The sequence below is a fragment of the Pseudomonas sp. RW409 genome, assembly GCF_003184125.1.
In the GTDB taxonomy this organism is placed as follows: Bacteria; Pseudomonadota; Gammaproteobacteria; order Pseudomonadales; family Pseudomonadaceae; genus Aquipseudomonas; species Aquipseudomonas chlororaphis_I.
The window spans coordinates 39,096-65,502 of the sequence record NZ_QHHP01000002.1; the positions used below are offsets into that span (position 1 = coordinate 39,096).

19 protein-coding genes are annotated in these 26,407 nt (G+C 63.6%); 10 read left to right on the forward strand and 9 right to left on the reverse strand.

Features of this window, described 5'->3' with window-relative positions; all coding sequences use genetic code 11:
* Positions 1-57 precede the first annotated feature (57 nt).
* The 3 genes from DK261_RS00315 to DK261_RS00325 form a co-directional block, all read right to left on the reverse strand.
* A complete protein-coding gene (locus DK261_RS00315) occupies positions 58-1,341 on the reverse strand; it encodes an ATP-binding protein (protein ID WP_110175137.1) in 1,284 nt (427 codons plus the stop codon).
* Complete coding sequence (locus DK261_RS00320) at positions 1,342-2,049, reverse strand: winged helix-turn-helix domain-containing protein (RefSeq protein WP_009048522.1); 708 nt, start codon at positions 2,047-2,049, stop codon at positions 1,342-1,344.
* A 172-nt stretch (positions 2,050-2,221) separates the two neighbouring features.
* A complete protein-coding gene (locus tag DK261_RS00325) occupies positions 2,222-2,827 on the reverse strand; it encodes a tRNA-(ms[2]io[6]A)-hydroxylase (protein ID WP_110175138.1) in 606 nt (201 codons plus the stop codon).
* A 227-nt stretch (positions 2,828-3,054) separates the two neighbouring features.
* On the opposite strand from DK261_RS00325, the gene DK261_RS00330 reads away from it, so the two are divergent.
* Positions 3,055-3,918, forward strand: coding sequence for a universal stress protein (locus DK261_RS00330; RefSeq protein ID WP_009048520.1), 864 nt, complete (start codon positions 3,055-3,057; stop codon positions 3,916-3,918).
* Between the two features lie 100 nt (positions 3,919-4,018).
* On the opposite strand, the gene DK261_RS00335 is transcribed toward DK261_RS00330, so the two are convergent.
* Complete coding sequence (locus DK261_RS00335; protein WP_009043436.1) at positions 4,019-4,489, reverse strand: DUF1289 domain-containing protein; 471 nt, start codon at positions 4,487-4,489, stop codon at positions 4,019-4,021.
* 470 nt (positions 4,490-4,959) lie between these two features.
* Here DK261_RS00335 and acnB point away from each other — a divergent pair, with 470 nt between their 5' ends.
* From acnB to DK261_RS00355, 4 genes are all read left to right on the forward strand, one after another.
* The gene (gene acnB, locus DK261_RS00340) at positions 4,960-7,560 is read left to right on the forward strand and encodes a bifunctional aconitate hydratase 2/2-methylisocitrate dehydratase (RefSeq protein ID WP_009048519.1); all 2,601 of its coding nucleotides are present in this window, start codon (positions 4,960-4,962) and stop codon (positions 7,558-7,560) included.
* A gap of 357 nt (positions 7,561-7,917) precedes the next feature.
* Positions 7,918-8,799 carry an alpha/beta fold hydrolase gene (locus DK261_RS00345; protein ID WP_110175139.1) on the forward strand — a complete coding sequence of 294 codons (882 nt, stop codon included), beginning with the start codon at positions 7,918-7,920 and terminating at the stop codon, positions 8,797-8,799.
* Positions 8,800-9,139: 340 nt separating this feature from the next.
* The gene (locus tag DK261_RS00350) at positions 9,140-9,865 is read left to right on the forward strand and encodes an autoinducer binding domain-containing protein (RefSeq protein WP_009048517.1); all 726 of its coding nucleotides are present in this window, start codon (positions 9,140-9,142) and stop codon (positions 9,863-9,865) included.
* Positions 9,866-9,895: 30 nt separating this feature from the next.
* A complete protein-coding gene (locus DK261_RS00355; RefSeq protein WP_110175140.1) occupies positions 9,896-10,555 on the forward strand; it encodes an acyl-homoserine-lactone synthase in 660 nt (219 codons plus the stop codon).
* Here the strand turns inward: DK261_RS00355 and DK261_RS00360 are convergent.
* The 5 genes from DK261_RS00360 to DK261_RS00380 all read right to left on the reverse strand — a co-directional run bounded on the left by DK261_RS00360 (position 10,537) and on the right by DK261_RS00380 (position 17,284).
* The gene (locus DK261_RS00360; protein WP_009048515.1) at positions 10,537-11,817 is read right to left on the reverse strand and encodes a serine/threonine transporter; all 1,281 of its coding nucleotides are present in this window, start codon (positions 11,815-11,817) and stop codon (positions 10,537-10,539) included. The genes DK261_RS00355 and DK261_RS00360 overlap by 19 nt on opposite strands.
* Positions 11,818-12,151: 334 nt before the next feature.
* Positions 12,152-12,379 (reverse strand): formate dehydrogenase subunit delta, encoded by a 228-nt coding sequence (locus tag DK261_RS00365; protein ID WP_009048514.1) that lies wholly within the window; start codon positions 12,377-12,379, stop codon positions 12,152-12,154.
* A complete protein-coding gene (gene fdhF, locus DK261_RS00370; protein ID WP_038631833.1) occupies positions 12,376-15,252 on the reverse strand; it encodes a formate dehydrogenase subunit alpha in 2,877 nt (958 codons plus the stop codon). Before fdhF ends, DK261_RS00365 begins: the two co-directional genes overlap by 4 nt.
* Complete coding sequence (locus DK261_RS00375; RefSeq protein ID WP_103331362.1) at positions 15,249-16,808, reverse strand: NADH-quinone oxidoreductase subunit NuoF; 1,560 nt, start codon at positions 16,806-16,808, stop codon at positions 15,249-15,251. The genes fdhF and DK261_RS00375 overlap by 4 nt, the downstream gene beginning before the upstream one ends.
* Entirely contained in the window at positions 16,802-17,284 is a 483-nt protein-coding gene (locus DK261_RS00380; RefSeq protein ID WP_009048511.1) for a formate dehydrogenase subunit gamma, read from the reverse strand. The genes DK261_RS00375 and DK261_RS00380 overlap by 7 nt, the downstream gene beginning before the upstream one ends.
* A 622-nt stretch (positions 17,285-17,906) precedes the next feature.
* On the opposite strand from DK261_RS00380, the gene DK261_RS00385 reads away from it, so the two are divergent.
* The 5 genes from DK261_RS00385 (at position 17,907) to DK261_RS00405 (ending at position 26,103) form a co-directional block, all read left to right on the forward strand.
* Positions 17,907-18,446, forward strand: a complete 540-nt coding sequence (locus tag DK261_RS00385; RefSeq protein WP_110175141.1) for a cysteine hydrolase family protein — start codon at positions 17,907-17,909, stop codon at positions 18,444-18,446.
* A gap of 328 nt (positions 18,447-18,774) precedes the next feature.
* The gene (locus DK261_RS00390; protein WP_009048509.1) at positions 18,775-19,725 is read left to right on the forward strand and encodes a 2-hydroxyacid dehydrogenase; all 951 of its coding nucleotides are present in this window, start codon (positions 18,775-18,777) and stop codon (positions 19,723-19,725) included.
* A 273-nt stretch (positions 19,726-19,998) separates the two neighbouring features.
* Positions 19,999-21,066 carry a phosphotransferase family protein gene (locus DK261_RS00395; RefSeq protein WP_110175142.1) on the forward strand — a complete coding sequence of 356 codons (1,068 nt, stop codon included), beginning with the start codon at positions 19,999-20,001 and terminating at the stop codon, positions 21,064-21,066.
* A gap of 35 nt (positions 21,067-21,101) precedes the next feature.
* Entirely contained in the window at positions 21,102-21,869 is a 768-nt protein-coding gene (locus DK261_RS00400) for an SDR family oxidoreductase (RefSeq protein ID WP_009048507.1), read from the forward strand.
* A 502-nt stretch (positions 21,870-22,371) separates the two neighbouring features.
* Complete coding sequence (locus DK261_RS00405) at positions 22,372-26,103, forward strand: autotransporter domain-containing protein (RefSeq protein ID WP_110175143.1); 3,732 nt, start codon at positions 22,372-22,374, stop codon at positions 26,101-26,103.
* The last annotated feature ends 304 nt before the right edge of the window (positions 26,104-26,407 follow it).

Sequence of the window (26,407 nt, forward strand, 5' to 3'; positions counted from 1 at the left end):
GGGCGGCGATCCGACTTGCCCGCGATCGGTGCGACACGGACCATCAGGTGTTCCGGGTTATTCGAGCTGCGCCCAGGTCATGCGAAACGACGCGCCGCCCCACTGCGAATCCGTCACCTCGACCTGGCCGCCGTGGGACTGCGACACCCGCCGCACCAGCGCCAGGCCAAGGCCGAAGCCGCCGGTGCGGCGGTCGCGGCTGGCGTCGAGCCGGGAGAACGGCTCGAAGATTTTCTTGCGTCCTTCCACCGGCACGCCCGGGCCGTCGTCGTTGACCTGGACTTCATAACCCTGCCCGACCCGCACCAGGGACACCTCGACGCGCCGTTCGGCGTAGCGAATGGCGTTGCGCAGCAGGTTGATCACCGCCCGCGCCATGAACCGCGGCTCGATGCTGATGCACTCGACCTCGCAGGCGCGGATCAGGATCTGTACCCCCGCCGCTTCCGCCTCCAGGGCGACACTGCCGACCACGCTGTCGAGCCAGCTGTGGGCCTGGATAGTCTCGCGGTTGATCACCGTGGCGCCGTGTTCCAGGCTGGCATAGGTCAGCAGTTCGGAAACCATTTCCTCCAGCTCGCCGAGGTCGGCGTACATGTCGGCGATCAGCTCGCGGTTGTGTTTCGGATCGGATTGCTTGAGCTGGTCGAGTTCGAACGACAGGCGGGCGATGGGCGTGCGCAGCTCATGGGACACCGCGTTGGTCAGCTCGCGCTGATTGGCGATCAGGCCTTCGATGCGGCTGGCCATGCGGTTGAAGTGCTCGGCCAGCTCGCGAATGTTCGAGCGCCGCGACAGGTGCAGGCGCGTACTCAGGTCGTTGTCGCCGAACCGTTCGGCCGCCAGCCGCAGTTGCTCCAGATCGCGCCAGTGCGGGCGCACCCAGAAATACAGGACGATGCCCACCAGCGTAGCGAGGAGAAAATAGGCCGCGGTGGTATAGAAGCGGGTCAGCGAGGGCTCTTCCGGCAACTTGATGCTGAGCAATTGCGGACCCTGGTCGATGCTGGCGATAAACTCGGTGAACGCTTGCCGCACCACCAACTGGTTGGAGGCCAGCAAGGCCTGTTCCCGGGCGCTCAGGCCCAGCGCGTCGGCGTTCACCAGGCGCAACTGCAAGCCGTAGTGCGGCTGCAACGCCTGCAATTGCCGTTCGCGCTCGGCGCTGTCGAACGGCCGCAACTGTTCCACCAGGCTATAAGCCGGCCCGCGCACCGCATCGCGGTTGTAGGCTTCCAGCGGGTCTTCGAGGATGGCCGTGAAGATGTGATCGACCGCGGTGATCGCCCCGGCAAAACCTATGGCCAGGACAATGTACAAACCCAGAAACAGCCGCAGCATCTAGAGCTCCCACGCGAACGGATTGAACAGATAGCCCTTGCCCCAGATGGTCTTGATGCACACCGGCTCGCGAGGGTTGTCCTGGAGTTTGCCGCGCAGCTTGCTGATGTAGACATCGACGCTGCGGTTGAGGCCGTCGAAGGCGATGCCGCGCATGCGGTTGAGGATGTCGTCGCGGGAGAGGATCTTGCCCGCCGAACTGGCCAGCAGCCACAGCAGCTCGAACTCCATGGTGGTCAGCTCGATCGGCTCGCCGGCCAGGCGCACTTCGCGGCAACTGCGGTCGAGGGTCAGGCGGCCGAATTCCAGCGCGCCGCGCACCGTCGGCTCCGGCAACTGGCGCCGTTGCAGGGCGCGCAGGCGGGCCAGCAGCACCGCCGGCTTGATCGGCTTGATCACGTAGTCGTCGGCGCCGGACTCCAGGCCCAGGATATGGTCCAGGTCGTCTTCCTTGGCGGTGAGGATGACGATGGGCGTGTCCGCCACGTTGCGGATCTCCCGGCACACGTGCAGGCCGCTCTGGCCCGGCAGCATCAGGTCGAGGACGACGATTTTCGGCTTGAACTCGAGAAAGGCCGCCAGCGCCACATCGCCACGATGTACCGTCAGGACCTCGAAACCGTGTTGGGACAGGAAGTGCGCGATCAGCCCGGCGAGCTTCTCGTCATCTTCCACCAGCAATACTTTGCCAAGACCCGGGTTATCCATAAATACCAGTCTGAGTGCGCACAATTGGGGCGCGCATTATAGGCGGCATCGGATAAATCTGAGACCAGGGCAGACAGCAAAAACCGGCCCAGATGGCCGGTTTTCAATGATGTTTCATGCTTTTAAGAGTTTTTTACAATTTGCCCGTAGTTTTATACCGGCGTCGGCCGTTCTACAGAGCAGGCACGCCGCTGTGGAAACGGAACTCGACGTCCGGCGACTCGATCAGTTCGCGCTCGGCGGCGCGCACCTTCTCGATCACCTGGGCGATGTCCTTGGCGTCGCCGTACTGATAGGCCAGCTTCAGGTAACCCTGGAAGTGCCGGGCCTCGCTTTTCAGCAGGCCGAAGTAGAACTTGCCCAGTTCTTCGTCCAGGTGCGGCACCAGCGCCTCGAAACGCTCGCAGCTGCGGGCCTCGATAAAGGCGCCGACCACCAGGGTGTCCACCAGCTTCACCGGTTCGTGGCTGCGCACCACCTTGCGCAGGCCCGAGGCATAACGCCCGGCCGACAGCTGGCGCAGTTCGATCTTGCGCCGCTTCATCAGGCGCATGACCTGTTCGTGGTGCACCAGCTCTTCCCGGGCCAGGCGCGACATCATGTTGATCAGGTCGACATGGGAGTGGTACTTGGCGATCAGGCTCAGGGCCGTGCTGGCTGCCTTGAATTCGCAGTTCTTGTGGTCGATCAGCAGGGTTTCCTGATCCGCCAGGGCCGCCCGGACCCAGGCATCCGGCGTGCGGCAGCCGAGGAACTCATGGATTTCCGGCAGGTTCATGGCTGCCCCCCTGTTACGGCAGCGGGCGCGCAAGACAGGACGGTGGCGACTTCAGGGATAGATAACATGGGGCTCACGGCATAAGGGTTCACGGCGAAGGGCGCCGATTATACCGGCCACGCCGCAGACCACCAGCCGCGGCGCTTGATGTGCGTCAACAGCCACGGTGACGCGCAGCAACTATAGTTGTGCAACGTAGCCTTCATCCCTCTCTGGAGATCCCGACCATGCAAGCCATCCGCAGCATCCTGGTGGTCATCGAGCCCGAGCATTCCGAAAGCCTTGCGCTCAAGCGCGCCAAGCTGATCGCCGGGGTGACCCAGGCCCATCTGCACCTGCTGGTGTGCGACAAGAAACACGAGCATTCGGCGCTGTTGAGCGTGCTCAAGAGCAGCCTGCTGAGCGAGGGCTACAGCGTGACCACCGAGCAGGCCTGGAACGACAGCCTGCACGGCACCATCATCGACGTGCAGCAGGCCGAAGGTTGTGGCCTGGTGATCAAGCAGCACTTTGCCGACAACCCGCTGAAAAAGGCCCTGCTCACCCCCGCCGACTGGAAACTGCTGCGCTACTGCCCAAGCCCGGTGCTGCTGGTGAAAACTGCCAAGCCCTGGACCGGCGGCGTGATCCTGGCGGCCATCGACGTCGGCAATGTCGACGGCGAGCATCGCACCCTGCATGCCACCATCGTCGACCATGGTTTTGACATCGCCAGCCTGGCCAAGGCGCAGTTGCATGTGATCAGCGCCCATCCGTCGCCGATGCTGTCGGCGTCCGACCCGGTGTTCCAGCTCAAGGAAACCATCGAGGCGCGCTACCGCGAGCAGTGCAAGGCGTTCCAGGCCGAATTCGACATCGACGATACCCACCTGCATATAGAAGAAGGCCCGGCGGACGTGCTGATCCCGCACACCGCCCATGAATTGCAGGCGGCGCTGACCATCATCGGCACCGTGGCGCGCACCGGGATTTCCGGGGCGCTGATCGGCAACACCGCGGAAGTGGTGCTCGATGCCCTGGAAAGCGACGTGCTGGTGCTCAAGCCGGAGGTGATCATGGACCACCTGGAAGAGGTGGCCAGCAAGCATTGAGTGATAGGTTTACTGATAGAACGCCATCGCTAGCAAGCTCGCTCCTACAGGTTGCACATACCTTGTAGGAGCGAGCTTGCTCGCGATGCTTTTTTAGCGGTCAGGCGCCAAAGGCGTCCTTGAGAAACCCCGGGGCGATATACCGCTGGTAATGGGCTTCCGACAGGAGGAAAAACTCCCGATCGATGGCATCACGCAACTCCGGCAGTTCCCAGTCGCGAAACTCCGGCAGCAACACCATCCCGTAGGCCTCCAGCTGGTTGATCACCCGCGCCCCGCGGGCGATCAGCTGATAGGCCCAGCAATATTCCGACTGGTGCGGCACGAAGCGGATCTTGCGCTGCTCCAGTTGCTCGCGCAGCCGCTGGGGATCGAAGACTTCCAGCTTGGCCGCCATCACCTGCACCAGCAATTGCTCGAGACGCAGCCACACCGCGTGCTTTTCTTCCTCGTTGTAGCCGTTCCAGTGGATCACTTCATGGTGGAAACGCTTGCAGCCACGGCACACCAGGTCACCGTAGACAGTGGAGCAGAGGCCGACGCAGGGGGTCTTGATCGTCTGATTGGGCATAAGTAGGCAATTGGCGGAAAAAAGCGAAACAGGCCCGCATGTTAGCCCTTTGTCTAACATTGATCACCCCTCAAACTTCAGGGGCTGAGGGTCTATTGGACTTTGGTGGCGGCCGCGACGGCGGCCGCCACCAAAGTCCAATAGACCCTGTCTTACCTTTAATTTTTTTTTGCCGTAGAATCAGCCAGCCTTTTTAGGCGCCAATGTCCGTTAGAAGCTGTTTTCAAAGCGTCACGAGCACAGTCGTTCCTTCAGAGCGGTGTTGGCGATGGGTCTTTCCAGCGGGGAAAGCCCAGCGCCAACCCTCATCAGCTCCCGTTCTGCAGGCGTAAAACTTTGAAAGCAGCTTCTGTAAGGAATTGTCGGTAATTCTGGCTAAGCGACCCAAAACGTCACGCAGCGCATGAGTACGGCAATTTCGGGATGAGCGTCCCGGACACCCATTTGGGACCACTGATGAGGGTAATACTGTGCTTGAAGCCTACCGCAAACATATCGAAGAGCGTGCAGCCCTGGGTATCGTTCCCCAGCCGCTAAACGCCGAACAAACTGCAGGCCTGGTCGAGCTGCTGAAGAATCCCCCCGCTGGCGAAGAAGCCTTCCTCGTTGACCTGATCACCAATCGCGTTCCGCCAGGAGTCGACGAAGCCGCCTATGTAAAGGCCGGTTTCCTCTCCGCGCTGGCCAAAGGCGAAGCCAAATCCCCTCTGCTGGACAAGAAGCGCGCCGTTGAACTGCTGGGCACCATGCAGGGCGGCTACAACATCGTGACCCTGGTCGAGCTGCTGGACGACGCCGAGCTGGCGCCGGTCGCGGCCGCACAGCTCAAGCACACCCTGTTGATGTTCGATGCCTTCCACGACGTCGCGGAAAAAGCCAAGAACGGCAACGTTCACGCCCAAGCCGTACTGCAATCCTGGGCCGACGGCGAGTGGTTCAAGAACCGCCCGGTACTGGCCGACAAGATCAGCCTGCGCGTGTTCAAGGTGACTGGCGAAACCAACACCGACGACCTGTCCCCTGCCCCGGACGCCTGGTCCCGTCCTGACATCCCGCTGCACGCCCTGGCCATGCTGAAAATGGCCCGTGACGGCATCGTTCCGGACCAGCAAGGCGCCATCGGCCCGATGAAACAGATCGAGCAGATGCGCAACGACGGCTTCCCGATCGCCTACGTCGGCGACGTGGTCGGTACCGGTTCGTCCCGTAAATCGGCAACCAACTCCGTACTGTGGTTCTTCGGCGACGACGTTCCTTACGTGCCGAACAAGCGCGCGGGCGGCTTCTGCTTCGGCAGCAAGATCGCACCGATCTTCTACAACACCATGGAAGACGCCGGCGCCCTGCCGATCGAATTCGATGTGTCGAAGATGAACATGGGCGACGTGATCGACCTGTACCCGCACGCCGGTAAAGTCACCAAGCACAACAGCGACGAAGTCCTGGCCACCTTCGAAATGAAGACCCCGGTCCTGCTCGACGAAGTCCGTGCTGGCGGTCGTATCCCGCTGATCATCGGCCGTGGCCTGACCGAGAAGGCGCGCACCGAACTGGGCCTGCCACCTTCGGACCTGTTCAAGAAGCCGGAAGCTCCGGCCGAAAGCACCAAGGGCTTCACCCTGGCGCAGAAAATGGTCGGCAAGGCGTGCGGCGTCAAAGGCGTGCGTCCAGGCACCTACTGCGAACCGAAGATGACCACCGTCGGCTCCCAGGACACCACTGGCCCGATGACCCGTGACGAACTGAAGGACCTGGCTTGCCTGGGCTTCTCCACCGATCTGGTAATGCAGTCGTTCTGCCACACCGCGGCCTATCCGAAGCCGATCGACGTCACCACCCACCACACCCTGCCTGACTTCATCATGACCCGTGGCGGCGTGTCCCTGCGTCCGGGCGACGGCATCATCCACAGCTGGCTGAACCGCATGCTGCTGCCGGACACCGTCGGCACCGGTGGCGACTCCCACACCCGTTTCCCGATCGGCATCTCGTTCCCGGCCGGTTCCGGCCTGGTGGCCTTCGCCGCCGCCACTGGCGTCATGCCGCTGGACATGCCGGAATCGATCCTGGTCCGCTTCAAGGGCAAGCTGCAGCCTGGCGTCACCCTGCGTGACCTGGTCCACGCCATCCCTTACTACGCGATCCAGAAAGGCCTGCTGACCGTCGAGAAGAAAGGCAAGAAGAACGCCTTCTCCGGCCGCATCCTGGAGATCGAAGGTCTGGAAACCCTGACCGTCGAGCAAGCCTTCGAACTGTCCGACGCCTCGGCCGAACGTTCGGCTGCCGGTTGCACCATCAAGCTGTCCAAAGAGTCGATCGCCGAATACCTGCAGTCGAACATCACCCTGCTGCGCTGGATGATCGGCGAAGGCTACGGCGATGCCCGTACCCTGGAACGTCGCGCTCAAGCGATGGAAGCCTGGCTGGCCAACCCTGAGCTGCTGGAAGCCGACAAGGACGCCGAATACGCCGAAGTCATCGAGATCGACCTGGCCGACGTCAAGGAGCCTGTGCTCTGCGCGCCGAACGACCCGGACGACGCTCGCCTGCTCTCCAGCGTGGCTGGCGAGAAGATCGACGAAGTGTTCATCGGTTCCTGCATGACCAACATCGGTCACTTCCGCGCTGCCGGCAAACTGCTGGATCAGGTCAAGGGCCAGCTGCCAACCCGCCTGTGGCTGTCGCCGCCGACCAAGATGGACGCTCACCAGCTGACCGAAGAAGGCTACTACGGCATCTACGGCAAGGCTGGCGCGCGCATGGAAATGCCGGGCTGCTCGCTGTGCATGGGTAACCAGGCACGTGTAGAGCCGAACTCCACCGTGGTTTCGACTTCGACCCGTAACTTCCCGAACCGTCTGGGTGACGGCGCGAACGTCTACCTGGCTTCGGCCGAGCTGGCGTCCGTTGCGTCCATCCTGGGTCGCCTGCCGACCGTCGAGGAATACATGGAATACGCCGGCAAGATCGACAGCATGGCAGCGGACGTGTACCGCTACCTGAGCTTCGACCAGATCGCCGAGTTCCGTGAGGCTGCTGCGAACGCCAAGATTCCGGTGGTTCAAGCCTAAGGCTGCAAGGCAATGAAGAACGCCGCGTATCCCACGACGATACGCGGCGTTTTTTTATCCCGGCGATCGCCTCGCTAGTCGCTCTGGCAGCAGAACGCCAGGCGTCTTTGCCTACCAGATCTGGTAGTTGTTAGCCCTCCCCGCCCTTGCTAAAAATCACGCCACTGCCAACGGCACCCGACGCTCGCCCGAACGTCGAACGCTGCCCGCTTGCCACGGCCTTGGGATGACAGCTGTCAACCCGCGCCGATCGCTCAAAGCGCTCACACGACTATAAAAACATCCCGCGCACGACAGCTGGATCTCAGCTGCCGCGGACTCTTTCGCCCCGTCAAAAGCAACAAATGGAGGTGTGCTATGTGGCGTAACCATTGTGTGATCGAGAAAGCGTTCAACGACTACTGTGTGCATGTCGAACAATTGGGCAGCGACCCGCAACGCAAGACGGTGTTGCTGGTCAACGGTGCCATGGCCACCACCACCGCCTTCGCCCGCACCAGCCGCTGCCTGGCCGAACATTTCAATGTGGTGATGTTCGACCTGCCGTTCTCCGGCAACTCGCGGCCACACAACCCGGACCAGCGCCTGGTGACCAAGGACGACGAAGTGGCGATCCTGCTGGCGCTGATCGAGCGTTTCAAGGTCAACCATGTGGTGTCCACCTCCTGGGGCGGCCTGTCGACCCTGCTGGCCCTGACCCACAACCCGGGCACCGTGGAAAGCTCGGTGGTGATGTCCTTCACCCCCCTCCTCAACCCGCCGATGCTCGATTACATAAGCGGCGCCCAGGCCTTGCTGGAGCGGCAGGACAGCGGCGGGATCGGCCACCTGCTCAACGACACCCTGGGCAAGCACCTGCCACCGCGCCTGAAGGCCGCCAACCAGTTGCACATGGCCACCCTGGTGGACGCCGAGCGGCACCAGGTGCGCTTTCATATCGAACAGGCGCTCAGGCTCAACCAGGGCACCTTCGTCCAGCGCCTGGCAGCGATCGACAGCCATGTGCACTTCATCAATGGCGCGTGGGACGAATACACCCCGGCGCAGGACGCCCGGCAGTTCCGCCGTTATGTGCGCGATTGCAGCTTCGCGGTGGTCGAGGGCAGCGGGCACTTTCTCGACCTGGAATCGAGAACCGCCGCCGACGGCGTACATCGCGCCCTGCTCGCCCAGTTGCTGCCGAGCGCCCGCGAGCCGGCCACCGCTGTGGAACCCATGACCCGCCTGCGCTCTGCCTGAAACTGCCCCATCCCCCTGGCCGGAGACAGCCAGAACACTCAAGGAAAAGAGTTATGTGCATGATCGCCAGCGGTTTTGCCGGGGACGTCTTTTGCCCTTATCGGCCTGGCCAGCGCCTTTACGGCACGCGGCCACAGCGCGACATATTGACGCAGTCCAGCCTTGGTCATGAGCCCCCTTGCAGAGTGCCACCGTCCGAATTGCCGGCCCCGCGCCCGGGCGGCCCGATGAAGGACGCCGGATCAGGGCAGTTGCGGGGTTTTCTATGAACTTCATGAATATTGACAGCGTATTGCCCTGGACTAGATTCCCTGACGTGCAAGGAATCAAGGCAAACGCCATGGAGAAACGACAGGATTTCATGCACTGGTGGAACGACCTGCGCATGGAGATACTCAAGCAACAGGAGAGCGCACAGGTATTCGCGCTGCTGGAACGGGAAGTCCGGTCCCTGGGGTTTGATTTCTACGCTTACGGAGTCAGGCATTCGATCCCCTTCACCCGCCCGAAAATCGATATCTATGGCTCCTATCCGCAAGCCTGGATAGAGCGTTACCAGCAACAGAACTACGCCGCGATCGACCCGACGATCCTCAACGGCCTGCGCTCCACGGAAATGGTGGTCTGGAGCGACGCCTTGTTCGGCAAAGGCTCGGTACTGTGGGGCGAGGCCCGGGAATGGGGTTTGCGGGTGGGCGCCACCTTGCCCATCCACACGCCCGACAGCGCCCTGAGCGTGTTGTCGGTGGCCCGCGAATGCACGGCGATCAGCGCCGTGGAACTGGGCGAAATCCGCCTGCGCCTGCGCTGCATCATCGAACTGGCGACCACGCGCCTCGGCGAACTCGGGCACCCCAGCAGCCAGGTCGAACAGCTGGAGCTGAGCGCGCGCGAGCGGGAAATCCTGCAATGGACGGCCGACGGCAAGAGTTCCGGGGAGATTGCCCTGATCCTGGGCATCTCGGTGAATACCGTGAACTTCCACCTCAAGGTCATCCAGAAGAAATTCGGCGCGGCCAACAAGACCCTGGCCGCCGCCTATGCCGCCGTCCTGGGGCTGATCTGACGCTTCATTCGACGATAAGGATATCGACCCATGATCACTGTGGTTTCACGGCATGAAAGCCAGCTTTCACCGACCCTGCGCGACGACCTCGGCCGCTATCGCCATGCGGTCTTCATCAAGCAATTGGGTTGGCGACTGCCCGCCGGCACCGGCCAGTGCGGGCACGAGGTCGATCAGTTCGACCATGCCGACACCCGCTACACCCTGGCGCTGGACAGCGAGGAAAAGATCCACGGCTGCGCCCGCTTGCTGCCGACCACCCAGCCCTATCTGCTGGCGGACGTGTTCGGTTTTCTCTGCGACCGGCCCTTGCCGCGGCAACACGACACCTGGGAAATCTCGCGTTTCGCCGCCTCGGCCCTGGAAAACGGCAAGCTGCCGATGCGGGTGTTCTGGCACACCCTGCACACCGCCTGGACCCTGGGCGCGAACTCGGTGGTGGCGGTGACCACGCCGGCGCTGGAGCGTTACTTCCTGCGCCATGGCGTGGCGCTGAGCCGGCTCGGCCAGCCGCAACGGGTCAACCGCGACCACTTGCTGGCCCTGGACTTTGCGGCCTACCAGAAAAACGGCCGCGCCGCGCTTTACACGCAGTCAGCGGCCGTGGCTTCGCTGAATCAGGCATTTCTGCGCGGCAACCCACCGCCAACACGCGGTGGGCCGCCGGCGGGTCAGGCGCTCAGGGAGTAGACCAGCGCGGTGATTGCCACCAGGCCGACCAGGGTGACGAACACGTTGGAGGCCTGGCCGCGGTAGCGGGCCATGGCCGGCACCTTGCGGATGGCGTACATCGGCATCAGGAACAGGATGGCCGCGATGATCGGGCCGCCCAGGGTTTCGATCATCCCGAGGATGCTCGGGTTGAGCGTGGCGACTATCCAGCACACCACCAGCATGAAGGCCGCGGTCATGCGGTCCAGGGCCTTGGCGCCCGGGCGGCGGCCGCTTTTCACGATCAGCCCCTTGAGGCCTTCGCTGGCGCCGATGTAATGGCCCAGGAACGACTTGGCGATGGCCACGAACGCGATCAGCGGCGCGGCGAAAGCGATGGTCGGGTTGCTGAAGTGGTTGGCCAGGTACGACAGGATCGACAGGTTCTGCGCCTTGGCTTCGGCCAGTTGGGCCGGCGACAGGGTCAGCACGCAGCTGAAGACGAAGAACAGCACCATCGCCACCATCAGCAGGTGCGCGCGGGAGAGGATCTGCGAGCTGCGCTCTTCGGCGTGTGCGCCATAACGACGCTTCTGGTCCACGGCAAAGGCCGAGATGATCGGCGAATGGTTGAACGAGAACACCATGACCGGGATCGCCAGCCACAGGGTGTGCAGGAACGCCGAAGGTTCAGGCAGGGTGCTGGCGGTGCTGAGGATGCCGCCGTTCCAGTGCGGAACCAGGAACACCGCGAGGAACAGCAAGGCGACGATGAACGGGTAGACCATCAGGCTCATGGCCTTGACGATCACCTGCTCGCCGCAGCGCACCACGGCCAGCAGGCCGAGGATCAGCACCAGCGACAGCACGGCGCGCGGCGGCGGCATGATGTGCAACTGGTGCTCCATGAAGCTGCCCACGGTGTTGGTCAGGGCCACGCTGTAGATCAGCAGGATCGGGAAGATGGCGAAGAAGTAGAGCAAGGTGATCAGGGCGCCGGCCTTGATCCCGAAATGCTCTTCCACCACTTCGGTGATGTCCGCGCCGTCACGCCCGGAGAGCACGAAGCGGGTCAGGCCACGGTGGGCGAAGAAGGTCATCGGGAACGCCAGCAGCGCCAGGATCAGCAGCGGCCAGAAGCCGCCCAGGCCGGCGTTGATCGGCAAGAACAGGGTCCCTGCGCCGATGGCGGTGCCGAACAGGCCCAGCATCCAGGTAGTGTCTTGGCGATTCCAGCTCGCGAGGGTCGCTGGGGCTGCCGCTTCAAAGCGTTGATCAACGCTGTTGGCCTGATCATTCATCCGGTGGGATCTCCACATTCCGGTCATTTGCCACTCGGCCAGGACGCGTCGGAATACCCGACAGACAGAGCCCTCGCCGAAACAGGGGCGCGATTGTCCGGGATTACTCGACAGAAGCAAAGACTTAGCTGAGGAACGGTTTGCCGGTGCAGATGTCTGGAGCGCGGTTTTGCGGGGTCAGGCGCAGCCTTTCATTGATCTGCGGCAAGCGCTGGATTCAGGTCCAGGCCTGGCCTTCGTGCTGGATGTAACGCAGAAGCCAGGGCAAGGCCCTGGCTTCTGGTTGGTTGCAACAAGGCGGTCCGGTTCAAGGTTTGCCCGCCATCGGCAGACGCTAGGTCTGCCCTTGCGTTTCCTCCTCCTTCAACGCCGCCTGCACCAGGGGGTGCAGCGCCGCGCCGGGGTGTGTCACCTCCCAGGCGGTCAACTCTCTGCGCATGGCCGGCGTCCAGAAGCTTTTCAGGTGCTGGCGCACGCTGCGCACTGCCTGGGCCTTGTCCGGTTCGCTGGCGAAGAACTGGGCAATCTGGTTGGCCATCTTGATCAGGCTTTCGCTGCTCATCGGCGTACCTCGGCTTTCTCGGCATGACGACGTTCCCGCAGCAGGCGCCCCTGTTCATCGCTGAACGCCTGATAACGCTTCTGCCATTCGGAAGGCTGGTTGACCCGCACCACCTCCACCGCCGTCACCTTGTATTCCGGGCAGTTGGTGGCCCAGTCGGAGTTGTCGGTGGTGATCACGTTGGCGCCCGATTCCGGGAAGTGGAAGGTGGTGTAGACCACCCCCGGCGCCACCCGCTCGCTGACCTTGGCGCGCAGCACCGTCTGCCCGGCGCGGCTGCCGATGCCGACCCAGTCGCCATCGACGATGCCGCGGTTCTCGGCGTCGGTCGGGTGGATTTCCAGGCGGTCCTCCTCGTGCCAGGCCACGTTGTCGGTGCGCCGGGTCTGGGCGCCGACGTTGTACTGGCTGAGGATGCGCCCGGTGGTCAGCAGCAACGGGTAGCGGCTGTTGACCTTCTCCTCGGTGGGCACGTAGCCGGTGAGCATGAAGCGGCCCTTGCCGCGCACGAACTCATCGATGTGCATGGTCGGCGTACCGTCCGGCGCGGCATCGTTGCACGGCCATTGCAGGCTGCCGTGGCGGTCCAGCTCGGTGTAGCTGACGCGATGGAAGGTCGGGGTCAGGCGCGCGATCTCATCCATGATCTCCGATGGATGGCTGTACTGCATCTTGTAGCCCAGGGCGTCGGCCAGGGCGATGGTGGCTTCCCAGTCGGCCTTGCCGGCCAGCGGTTCCATGACCTTGCGCACCCGCGAGATGCGGCGCTCGGCGTTGGTGAAGGTGCCGTCCTTCTCGAGGAAGGAGCTGCCCGGCAGGAACACATGGGCGAACTTGGCCGTCTCGTTGAGGAAGATGTCCTGCACCACCACGCACTCCATGGCCGTCAGGGCGGCGGTCACGTGCTGGGTGTTGGGGTCGCTCTGGGCGATGTCCTCGCCCTGGCAGTAGAGCGCCTTGAAGGTGCCGTCCAGGGCCGCCTCGAACATGTTGGGGATGCGCAGGCCCGGGTCAGGTTGCAGGGTCACGTTCCAGGCCTGTTCGAACTCGGCGCGCACCGCCTCGTTGGAAATATGCCGATAGCCAGGCAGCTCATGGGGGAAGGAACCCATGTCGCAGGAGCCCTGGACGTTGTTCTGCCCGCGCAGCGGGTTGACCCCGACACCCTCGCGGCCGATGTTGCCGGTGACCATCGCCAGGTTGGCGATGCCCATCACCGAGGTGCTGCCCTGGCTGTGCTCGGTGACGCCCAGGCCGTAGTAGATGGCCGCGTTGCCACCGGTGGCGTACAGCCGCGCGGCCTCGCGGATCTGTTTGGCCGGCACCCCGCAAATCGGCCCCAGGACCTCGGGGGAATTCTCCGCCAGGCTGACGAAATCGCGCCAGCGGGCGAAGTCCGCCGCTTCGCAGCGCTGATCGACGAAAGGCTGGTTGACCAGGCCCTCGGTGACGATCACATGGGCCAATGCATTGAGCATGGCCACGTTGGTACCCGGGCGCAGCTGCAAATGCAGGTCGGCACGGGCATGGGGCGAATCCACCAGGTCGATGCGCCGTGGGTCGATGACGATCAGCCGCGCGCCCTGGCGCAGGCGGCGCTTGAGCTGGGAACCGAATACCGGGTGCGCGTCGGTGGGGTTGGCGCCCATCACCAGGATGACGTCGGCCTGCATCACCGAGTCGAAACTCTGGGTACCGGCGGACTCGCCCAGCGTCTGCTTGAGGCCGTAGCCGGTGGGCGAATGGCAGACTCGGGCACAGGTGTCGACGTTGTTGTTGCCGAAGGCGGTGCGCACCAGCTTCTGCACCAGGTACGTCTCTTCGTTGGTGCAACGGCTGGAGGTGATGCCACCGATGGAATCGCGTCCGTATTTCAACTGGATGCGGCGCAACTCGCTGGCCGCGTAGGTGACCGCCTCTTCCCAGCTGACCTCTTGCCACGGATCGCTGATGTGCTTGCGGATCATCGGCTTGGTGATGCGGTCCGGGTGGGTGGCGTAGCCCCAGGCGAAGCGGCCCTTGACGCAGGAGTGGCCGTGGTTGGCCTGGCCGTTCTTGTCCGGGACCATGCGCACCAGTTGCTCGCCTTTCATCTCGGCGCGGAAGGAGCAGCCCACGCCGCAGTAGGCGCAGGTGGTGATGACGCTGCGCTCGGGCTGGCCGATTTCCACCACGCTCTTTTCCATCAGGGTCGCGGTCGGGCAGGCCTGCACGCAGGCGCCGCAGGACACGCACTCGGAGTCGAGGAAATTGTCGCCGCCGGCCGCCGCCACTCGCGAATCGAAGCCGCGCCCGCTGATCGTCAGGGCGAAGGTGCCCTGGGTTTCCTCGCAGGCGCGCACGCAGCGGTTGCAGACGATGCACTTGCTCGGGTCGTAGTCGAAATAGGGGTTGGAGACGTCCTTCTGTTCGTCCAGGTGGTTGGCGCCCTCGTAGCCGTAGCGCACTTCCCGCAGGCCCACCTGCCCCGCCACCGTCTGCAACTCGCAGTTGCCGTTGGCCGAACACGTCAGGCAGTCCAGCGGGTGGTCGGAGATGTACAGCTCCATCACGTTGCGCCGCAGGCTGGCGAGTTTGGAAGTCTGGGTGTGGACGACCATGCCCTCGGTCACCGGTGTGGTGCAGGAGGCCGGATAGCCGCGCATGCCCTCGATCTCCACCAGGCACATGCGGCAGGAGCCGAAGGCTTCCAGGCTGTCGGTGGCGCAGAGTTTGGGGATGGTGGTGCCGAGCAGTGCCGCGGCGCGCATCACCGAGGTGCCGGAAGCGACGCTGATCTCACGGCCGTCGATGGTCAGGCTGACCTGCACCGCGCTTTCGCGGGCCGGGGTGCCGAGGTCGATATCACTGGTTGGGTCGAAGATATTGATCATTGGTCGGCCTCCGTGGTCGCCAGACCGAAGTCGGCGGGAAAGTGCTTGAGGGCGCTGGCGACAGGGTAGGAAGTCATCCCGCCCAGGGCACAGAGCGAGCCGTATTGCAGGGTGTCGCAGAGGTCTTGCAGCAGCAGCGCCTGTTCCTCGCGGGCCGCGGCGTCGGTGCTGGCGATCAAGCGGTCCACCACCTCTACCCCGCGGGTCGAGCCGATCCGGCACGGCGTGCACTTGCCGCAGGATTCCTCGGCGCAGAACTGCAAGGCGAAACGGGCCATCTGGGCCATGTCCAGGCTGTCGTCGGCGACCACCACGCCACCGTGGCCGAGCATCGCGCCCATGGCGGCGAACGCCTCGTAGTCCAGCGGCGTATCGAACTGCGCGGGGGGCACCCAGGCCCCCAGCGGCCCACCCACCTGCGCCGCCTTCAATGGCCGGCCACTGGCGGTACCGCCGCCATAACCTTCCACCAGCTCGCGCAGGCTCAGGCCGAAGGCGCGTTCGACCAGGCCCGCCTGGCGGACGTTGCCGGCCAGTTGGAACGGCATGGTGCCCAGGGAGCGTCCCATGCCGAAGTCGCGATAGAACTGCGCGCCCTTCTCCAGGATGATCGGTACCGAGGCCAGGGTCAGCACGTTGTGCACCAGCGTTGGCAAGCCGAACAGGCCCTGCAGGGCCGGCAACGGCGGCTTGGCGCGAACCGTGCCGCGCTTGCCCTCGAGGGACTCCAGCAGCGCCGTTTCCTCACCGCAGATGTAGGCGCCGGCCCCCACCCGCACGTCCAGCTCGAAGGGGCGGCCACTACCGCCCACGTTCGCCCCCAGGTAACCGGCCTCGCGGGCGATGCGCAGGGCCTCGTTCAGGGTGCCGATGGCGTCCGGGTATTCCGAGCGCACGTAGATATAGCCCTGGCTGGCGCCCACGGCGATGCCGGCGATGATCATGCCTTCGATCAACAGGAAGGGGTCGCCCTCCATCAGCATGCGGTCGGCGAAGGTGCCGGAGTCGCCTTCATCGGCGTTACAGACCACATATTTCTGGGCACCCGCGGCTTCGCGCACGGTGCGCCACTTGATACCCGCCGGAAAGGCCGCGCCACCCCGGCCGCGCAGGCCGGAGTCGAGCACGCTGGCGACCACCTCATCGCCCGCCATCTGGATGGCCCGGGCCAGGCCCCGGAAACCGCCCTGGGCGCGGTAGTCGTCCAGGGACAGTGGCTGGGTGATGCCGGCCCGAGCGAACAGCAGGCGCTGCTGGCTCTTCAGATAGGGGATCTCTTCCACCGGCCCCAGGGCCAAGGGATGGCTGACAGGGTCTGCCGCCAGGGCGTCGAGCAGGCTCGGCACGTCCTCCGCGGTCAGGGGGCCGAAACCCAGGCGGCCGTCGGCGCTGTCCACTTCCAGCAGCGGCTCCAGCCAATAGAGGCCACGGGAGCTGGTGCGGCACAGCTCCAAGGGCAGTTGTCGACGTTCGGCCTCACGCACCAGCGCCACGGCCACCTTGTCCGCGCCCACGGCACGGGCCACCGAATCACGGGGGATATAGAGCTTCAGCATGCGCCATCCTCCAGGCAGCCACTGACCAGCTGGCGCAGGCGCTCGGGGGTGATCCGGGCGTGCAGCTCGCCGTCCAGTTCCAGGGCCGGCGAACAGGCGCAGGCCCCCAGGCAATAGACGGGACGCAGGTTGATACTGCCGTCGGCGGTGGTGCCATGGTCGTCCAGCAGCAGTTGTTCGCGCAGCTGCGCAGCCAGGTGTTCGGCGCCCCGGCTCTGACAGGACTCGGCCCGGCACAGGCGCAGGGTATGGCGCGCGGGCGGCGTGGTACGGAAATCGTGGTAGAAGCTGATCACGCCGTGCACTTCAGCCAGGCTGAGGTTGAGGGCATGGGCGATCTCGGGGATGGCGGTGTCGGGGATGTACCCACAACCGTCCTGAATGGCGTGGAGAATGGGCAGCAAGGCACCGGGAGTGTCCTTTTCGCGCTCCAATACGCTGTGAATCAAAGGCAGGTGAAGCGTGTCATCAGACATAAACGTACCTCGGCATCTCGAACGCCACCGCCGCATAGCGGCAGCCGTCCGGAGTCTTCGGCTGCAGCGCCCGAGCACGTCACGGAGGCGTGGATCCTCGGTCGCCATTCTTGCTCTCCGGCCAAGTGTCTTGGCGCACCGGGTCCGGGGCATCCTGGAAGCTTGCCCATCACCATAGCCCGGCGATTGCACCCAGGCGACCCATCGTGTCCTGAAAGCGACCTGCTGGTCAGGAGCGCTGACCCGCATCCGCTCAAGACACTCAAGCAAGCTCAGCGTAGCCCACGGGGCCCTTCGATTACCCGCCCGCCCGGCTCGCTGATGCAGCGCTGCAAAAAGCGGCACCAGGCCTTCGGCGCCTTCGCCCGACGGCTGAAAACCGCCAATGCCCGGACACTCAAACCAGCATCCCCTCGGATTGACAGCGCGCGAACCTCGGCCCCATGATCGGCGCCATGAATCTTTTCCCGCGCCACCTCACCCGTACTACCACCACGACCGCTTCCGGCGGGTCGTGTGGTCGCTGCATGAGCTGACAACAGCGCAGTCGAACCCAAGGCCCCGCCAGCAATGGACGGGGCCTTTTGTTTCTCCGTCCAGCTGGCTCACAAGGAGAAACACCATGCCGTCACCCCAGGCCCAGCGCCCCGCCCTGCTGATCGTCGACATGCAGGTCGGCCTGTTTCACGGACCAGAGCAGCCCTTCGAGGGGCAGCGCGTGCTCGACAACATCAACCAGTTGATCCACCGCGCCCGGCAGGCCGGCGCGCCGGTGATCGCCGTGCGCCATACCGGCCCGCAAGGTTCCCCCATCGCCGCCGGCAGCGCGCCGTGGCAACTGCTGCCGCAATTGCAGCTCGAAGCCAGCGACCTGCGGCTGGACAAAACCCGCCCCAATTGTTTTGTCGGCACCGGGCTGGCCGAACAGCTGCGGGCGGCGCAGGTCGATGAGCTGGTGATCGTCGGCATGAAGACCCAGTACTGCATCGACGCCACCTGCCGCGCCGTCCTGGACCTGGGGTTCGCCGCCGTGCTGGTGGAGGATGCCCATACCTGCATGGACACCCCGGCGCTGCCGGCCCGGGCGATCATCGAGCACCACAACGCGACCCTGGACGGCGCCTTTGTCCGGCGAGTGAAAACTGCTGATATTCGCTTCTGAGCATTCACCCTGAAGGAGTGGTGCCCTCCAGTCCGTTATCGCGGGCAAGCCTCGCTCCTACAGAAGCCATGTCAGGCGCGAGACCGTGATCGCCGCTGCTTCTGTAGGAGCCAGGCTTGCCGGCGATCAGGCCCTTGAGGACGGCGATGCATTCCAGGCCGCAGCCGCGGGAAAAACCCGCGACTGCGCCTTGCCAAAGTGCCCTGCAATCCGCAATCTTGAGCGCTTGAGTGGTTTATCACGGTACAGCAGCTCCAGGAGCTGTACGCCGGTTGTCGTCGATGTGCCGTACGCCGTCCGTCCCTCTTCAGTCCTTCAGGAGACACGCATGCCCGCCACCGTTCTGGTCCTCGTCGAAACCATCAATGACTACCTGTGGATCCTGGAAAACCAGGGCTTCCACCTGATCCTCGCGCCGACGCCCAGCGAACGGGCGGCCGCCATCAAGGCCCATGCCGGGCAGATCAACGCCGTGCTCACCCGCGGCCCGCTGGGCCTGACCGCCGAAGAAATCGCCGCCCTGCCGCACCTGGAAATCATCTGCGTGATCGGCGCCGGCTACGAGCAGGTCGACCTGCAAGCGGCGAGCAACCGCGGGATCGCGGTGAGCAACGGCGCCGGGGTCAACGCCTCGTCGGTGGCCGACCACGCCATGGCCCTGTTGCTGTCCCTGGTGCGTGACATTCCCCGCGCCGATGCCGCCGTGCGGCGCGGCGAATGGCCGAAAGTCATGCGCCCTTCCCTGGCCGGCAAGCGCCTGGGCATCCTGGGCCTTGGCGCCGTCGGCCTGGCCATCGCCAAACGCTGCGCCAACGGCTTCGACATGAGCGTCAGCTACCACAACCGGCAGATCCGCAGCGACGTGCCCTACAGTTTCTGCCCGACCCCGACCGAACTGGCGCGGCATTCGGACTTCCTGGTGGTCGCCACACCCGGCGGCCTGGGCACTCGCCAACTGATCGACAAAGCCGTGCTCCAGGCCTTGGGCCCGGAGGGGTTCCTGGTGAACATCGCCCGCGCCAGCGTGGTCAATACCGCCGACCTGCTGCAGGCCCTGGAGCAACGCAGCATCGCCGGCGCGGCCCTGGACGTGTTCGACGACGAGCCGCGGGTGCCGGATGCCTTGAAGACCCTGAACAATGTGGTGCTGACGCCGCACGTCGCCGGGCTGTCGCCGGAAGCGACCCAGGCCACGGTGGAGCTGGTGGGCAAGAACCTCGTCGCCCATTTCAGCGGCCAGCCGCTGTTGACCCCCATCGCCCTGCCTGCCCCGAACTGAACCAGGCTCGGTACGAAAGGCGCCCGCCGCGCTGTGCAGGTCATGCCGCAGCGCAGCAACCGGCTGCCGATGCACGAGCCCGGTCGGAATGCTCATTCAGGCCCCGCGATCTGGACTAGAGTGAAGCCGGGCACATTCAAACGCTTGTATCAAAAGCAATGATTGTCCGGCAACACGCTCACCTATAAAGCCCTTCGGCGATTGTGGCGCTCAGGTGGGCGCATTAGATTAGTCAATAATCTCTGGCCTCCAGAATAAGCAGAAGGGATAAGCATGGCGCTTACTGACCAGTCCACCCGTACTCGCTCCGGCGAGGAACTCGATGCCAACCTGATCGATCCGTACCTCAAGGCACATATTCCGGGCCTGACCGGCACCCCGCAGATCAGCCAGTTTCCGGGCGGCGCTTCGAACCTGACCTACCTGCTGGAATACCCGGAGCAGGAATTCGTCCTGCGCCGCCCGCCCTTTGGCCACAAGGCCAAGTCGGCCCACGACATGGGCCGCGAATACCGCATCCTCAACCAGCTCAAGGACGGCTTTCCGTATTGCCCGAAAGCCTATGTGCACTGCACCGACGAATCGGTGATCGGCGCCGAGTTCTATGTGATGGAGCGGGTCAAGGGCATCATCCTGCGCTCCGACCTGCCGCCGGAGCTGGGTTTCGACGCGGCCAGGACCGAAGCCCTGTGCAAGAGCTTCATCGACAAGTTCGTCGAGCTGCACCGCGTCGACTACAAGGCTTGCGGCCTGAGCGACCTGGGCAAGCCCGAAGGTTATGTGCAACGCCAGATCAAGGGCTGGAGCGACCGCTACGAGAAAGCCCTGACCCCCGACGCGCCCAAGTGGGAAGCGGTCAAGGCCTGGCTCAACGACAAGATGCCGGCCGATCACCCGACCTCCAGCATCGTGCACAACGACTACCGCTTCGACAACGTGATCCTCGACCCGGCCAACCCGATGCAGATCATCGGCGTGCTGGACTGGGAGCTGACCACCCTGGGCGACCCGCTGATGGACCTGGGCAACACCCTGGCCTACTGGATCGAAGCCAGCGACCCGGCGCCGGTGCAACTGATGCGCCGCCAGCCGAGCAACGCCCCGGGCATGCTGACCCGCCAGCAGTTCGTCGACTATTACGCCGAGCGCGCCGGCATCCAGATCGGCAATTTCGACTTCTACTACACCTACGGCCTGTTCCGCCTGGCCGGCATCGTGCAGCAGATCTACTACCGCTTCTTCCATGGCCAGACCCAGGACAAACGCTTCGCGCAGTTCATCCACATGAACAAGCTGCTGGAGCAGATGAGCCTGCAGGTCATCCAAAAATCCAGCCTCTGATCGTCCCGGCGCCAGGCACACAATAAGGAAAAACCATGTCCAAGACTCAGTTGTTCGACCTCGACGGCAAGATCGCTTTCGTCTCCGGCGCCAGCCGCGGCATCGGTGAAGCCATCGCCAAGCTGCTGGCCCAGCAAGGCGCCCATGTGATCGTCTCGAGCCGCAAGCTCGAAGGCTGCCAGCATGTGGCCGACGCCATCATCGCCGCTGGCGGCAAGGCCACCGCCATCGCCTGCCATATCGGCGAGATGGAGCAGATCAGCCAGGTGTTCGCCGGCATCCGCGAACAGTTCGGGCGCCTGGACATCCTGGTCAACAACGCCGCCACCAACCCGCAGTTCTGCAACGTGCTGGACACCGACCTCGGCGCCTTCCAGAAGACCGTCGACGTCAACATCCGCGGCTACTTCTTCATGTCGGTGGAAGCCGGCAAGCTGATGCGCGACAACGGCGGCGGCAGCATCATCAACGTGGCCTCGATCAACGGCGTATCCCCCGGCATCTTCCAGGGCATCTACTCGGTGACCAAGGCGGCGGTGATCAACATGACCAAGGTCTTCGCCAAGGAATGCGCGCAGTTCGGCATCCGCTGCAATGCCCTGCTGCCGGGCCTGACCGACACCAAGTTCGCCTCGGCGCTGGTGAAGAACGACGCCATCCTCAAGACCGCCCTGGCGCAGATCCCCCTCAAGCGCGTGGCCGACCCGAGCGAAATGGCCGGCGCCGTGCTCTACCTGGCCAGCGATGCCTCGAGCTACACCACGGGCGTATCGCTGAATGTGGACGGCGGTTTCCTGTCCTGAGCGATCCTCGCCGTACAACTAAAGGCAGCCTGCGGGCTGCCTTTTTAGTGCCCGGCACCCACACCTCGCCCCAACCTTTCTCAAACAGAAAACCAAACCTGTCACAGTTCTGGTATCAAGTTCGTAGCACTCTATAAATATTTTGTTACAAGCTCATTTGTCATGCTATAACCCTCTCGCAGTTAGTTTTCTGCAACACCACTCATGTGAAAGACCATTGTTTGAAAACAGCGGAGGCCGATGTGCGCCTTAAAGAAAAACAACTTGAGGATCAACAACTGACAACTCGTTGATTGTCGACTTCTTAATATGTACCACCTAGTGAGTATCAAGCGAACAGTAACGATAACCGCGACTGAATTCCCTATTGCTCAGTAAAAACAATAAACACACCACGTGCTTCCAAGCAGCACCTTTGTTTCAGCCCATCATTTAAACCCTGCCTATTACAAGAGATCGAAACATCAGTTTCGACCAAGGACATATCTCAAGGAAAAGGAACATGGACGTAGCAGGTATCGATTCAGGCAAACGCAGCAACCGTTTAAAACCGGCTTCCCTGAGCCCTGTCGCAATGGCCATCGCCTTGTGGCTGGGTCAGGGCCAGATGGCTCTGGCAGATAATCCGCCCACCGGCTCGCCCTATACACCCCAGGTATTGGAGGCTGCGTTCAGGAACGCCGCTGCGTCATTCGCGCCGGGCAGCGCCGTGTATACCAACTTGCGTTTTGGTGTAGGCAATACCCTGGACCAGGCAGCCAAAGAGTTTGCCGCGCAATCGACAAAGTTCGACTCGTTGCTCCAGCAGAACTACGAGTTGCAGGCGGAAAACCTGTCGATCAGTGCAATGCTCGGCGATACGAGCAAGCCACTTGATTACAACAACAATCTGGATCGCTATAAAAGCCGCCTGTTCAGCAACTCTGGCCGTTATACCCAGAACATATTCGACTTCGCCCAAGCGATTATTACCAACCTGCCGGCTGCCCAACCTTATACCTATATAGAGCCGGGTGTGGCCACGGACCTGCATAAACAACTCAATACCGGACAGTCATGGTCCGCCGCGACCGGCAACTGGAGCAATAACGCGCAAACCTGGAAGACTCCGGAAGCCCAGGTCAACTCCGGCCTGGACCGGACCAACGCCTATTACGCCTATGCCCTGGGTATCACCGGGAAAGGGGTAAACGTCGGCGTGCTGGACTCGGGCATCCTCAGTGAACATTCGGAATTCCAGGGCAAGAACGCCGCAGGCGAAAACCGTGTGCAGGCGGTCACCTCGACCGGCGAATACTACGCAACCCATCCGCGCTATCGGCTGGAGGTGCCTGCCGGCGAGTTCCACAAAGGTGAGCACTTCAGTATCCCGGGTGAGTACGACCCGAGCTTCAACGACGGCCACGGCACGGAAATGTCCGGAGTACTGGCGGCCAGTCGCAATGGTACCGGCATGCACGGTATCGCCTTCGACGCCAATCTGTTCGTGGCCAACACCGGCGGCAGCGATAACGACCGTTATCAAGGCTCCAACGACCTCGACTACAACGCCTTCATGGCCAGCTACGACGCGCTGGCGGCGAAAAAAGTGTCGATCGTCAACCAGAGCTGGGGGCAGAACTCGCGTAATGACGTAGAGAACCACTTCGGCACGGTCGGCGACAGCCCGCAGGCTATCCTCAGGGACATGACCGCCGCCTACCGGCCGTTCTGGGACAAGGCCCACGCGGGCCAGAAGACCTGGATGGATGCCATGGCCGACGCCGGCCGGCAGTACTCGTTCATCCAGATCATATCCGCCGGCAACGACAGCCATGGCGCCAACCCGGACACCAACGCCAACCTCCCCTACTTCAAGCCGGACCTGGAATCCAAGTGGCTGTCCATCACCGGTTATGACGAGAGCGGCGCCCAGGTCTACAACCGCTGCGGCACCTCCAAGTGGTGGTGCGTCATGGGGGTTTCCGGCATTCCGTCCGCAGGACCGGAAGGCGAGATCATCCCCAACGCCAACGGCACCTCGGCGGCCGCCCCCAGCGTTTCCGGCGCCCTGGCCCTGGTGATCCAGCGCTTTCCCTACATGACCGCGAGCCAGGCCCGCGATGTCTTGCTGACCACCTCCACCCTGCAAACCCCGGACGGCCCGGACACCCCGGTCGGCGACCGGACGGGCGGACGCACCTACGACAACCTGCAACCGGTGCACGACGCCGCTCCCGGCACCCCGCAGGTGCCAGGCGTGGTCAACGGCTGGGGCCTGCCCAACCTGAAAAAGGCCATGCAGGGCCCGGGACAGTTCGTCGGTGCACTGGCCGTGGCGCTGCCCGCCGGCACCCGCGATATCTGGGCCAACGACATCTCCGACGAAGCGATCCGTGCCCGACGCAGCGAAGACGCTGCCGAACAGGCCACCTGGAGCGCGATCAAGCAGCAAAAAGGTTGGGTCAACGGTCTGCCGGCCGGGGCCTCGGCGGACGATCAATTCCAGTACGAGATCGGCATGGCCCGGGAACAGGCAACGCTGACCCGCGGCCTGGACCCGCTGACCGGCCAGACCTATGTCGGCAGCCTGACAAAGTCCGGGGATGGGGAACTGGTACTCGACGGTCAGAGCCGCTATTCGGGCAGTACCTGGGTCCGTGGCGGCAAGCTCTCGGTGGACGGCAGCTTGACCTCCAGCGTGACGGTCGATGGCAGCGCCGTGGGCAGCGTCGATGCCAATAACCAGGTGGTCACCCGTATCGGCGGCACCCTGGCGGGTAACGGCAGCATCGGCACCCTGCTGGTGAACAACGGCGGTACCGTGGCCCCCGGCCATTCGGTCGGCACCCTGCACACCGGCGACGTCACGTTCAACCCGGGTTCGGTGTACGCGGTGGAAATCGCCGCCAACGGGCAGACCGACACCCTCCAGAGCACAGGCGTGGCGACTCTCAACGGCGGACAGGTCACCCTCTCGATGGAAAACAGCCCCAACCTGCTGTCTGCGGCCCAGGCCAGCAGCTACCTGGGCCAGCAGTTCAACATCCTCAGCGCCAGCCAGGGTATCAACGGCCAGTTCGCTGCCGTCGCCCCCGGCTTCTTGTTCCTCGACACCCGCCTGGACTACCAGCCGAACCAGTTGAACCTGGGCATCTACCGCAACCAGACCGCGTTCGCCAGCGTAGCCTTGACCCGTAACGAGCGTGCCGTCGCCAGCGCCATCGACACATTGAGCGCAGGTAATCCGGTGTACGAGAGCATCCTGGCCTCCGACTCGGCGGAACTGGCGCGACAAGCCTTCAACCAGCTCGATGGCCAGGTGCACGCCGACATCGCCGCTGCGCAGATCGCTGACAGCCGTTACCTGCGTGACGCAGTCAACGGCCGCCTGCAACAGGCTCAGGCCCTGGATATCGATAGGGATATCCAGGCCAGCAGCAATGGTGGCTGGGTGCAATTGCTCGGCGGCCACAGGCAAGTCGACGCCGATCACAACGCCACGCGCTACAGCACTTCCACCACCGGCGTCCTGCTCGGCCTGGACACCGACGTCGGCGATGGCTGGCGCGTCGGGGCGGCAACCGGCTACACCCGAACCGATCTGAACGGAGCCTCCAGGACTTCCGCCGACAGCGACAACTATCACCTGTCGATCTATGGCGGCAAACGTTTCGACAGCATCGCCCTGCGCCTCGGCGGAGCCACCACCTGGCACCGCTTCGACACTTCCCGTGACGTGACGTACGGCAACCAGTCGAGCCATGAAAAAGCCAACTACAACGCGCGTACCGATCAGGTGTTCGGCGAAATCGGCTACACCCGGTGGGCGGCTTTCGAACCCTTCGCCAACCTCAGCTACATCAACTTCCAGAACGACTCGTTCAAGGAACGCGGCGGTGCAGCAGCCTTGCATGGCAGCAAGCAAAGCCAGGACGCCACGCTCTCGACCCTTGGCCTGCGAGGTCATACGCAATTGCCGGTGAGCGCCACCCGCTCGGTGACCTTGCGTGGCGAGCTGGGCTGGGAACACCAGTACGGCGACCTGGATCGTGAAACCTCATTGAAATTTGCCGGCAGTGCGGCGGCCTTTGCGGTGAACGGCGTGCCGGTGTCTCGCGATGGCGCGGTGGTCAAGGCCGCTGCGGAAATGGCCATGAGCAAAGACACCCTGGTGTCGCTGAACTACACCGGGCTGGTGTCCGGCCATGGCGGTGGCAGCGCGGTCAACCTGGGGTTCACCTTCCAGTTCTGACCCTGCTCGGGTGATCGGCCCATGGGTGCAATGACTGTTCATTGCACCCTTTTTATTGGCGATGTCTCAATAGCCTGTTGCAAGAACCAGTTTGAAAGGTAGGCATCCACCCAGGAGGTCTACCGATCATGGATACGCAGCCTTTCACCACTGGCTGGCTCAATTGAGCCAACTCAACACCCGGCAGAGAACCACTCAACCAAGCCCTGCAGAGTTCGCGGCCGTCAGCAGCGCTGGATGGCTTGCCGGCCTTGCAGCTCTGCCCGCATTGCCAAGCCAAAGCTGAGCGTCTTGGGGATGGTCG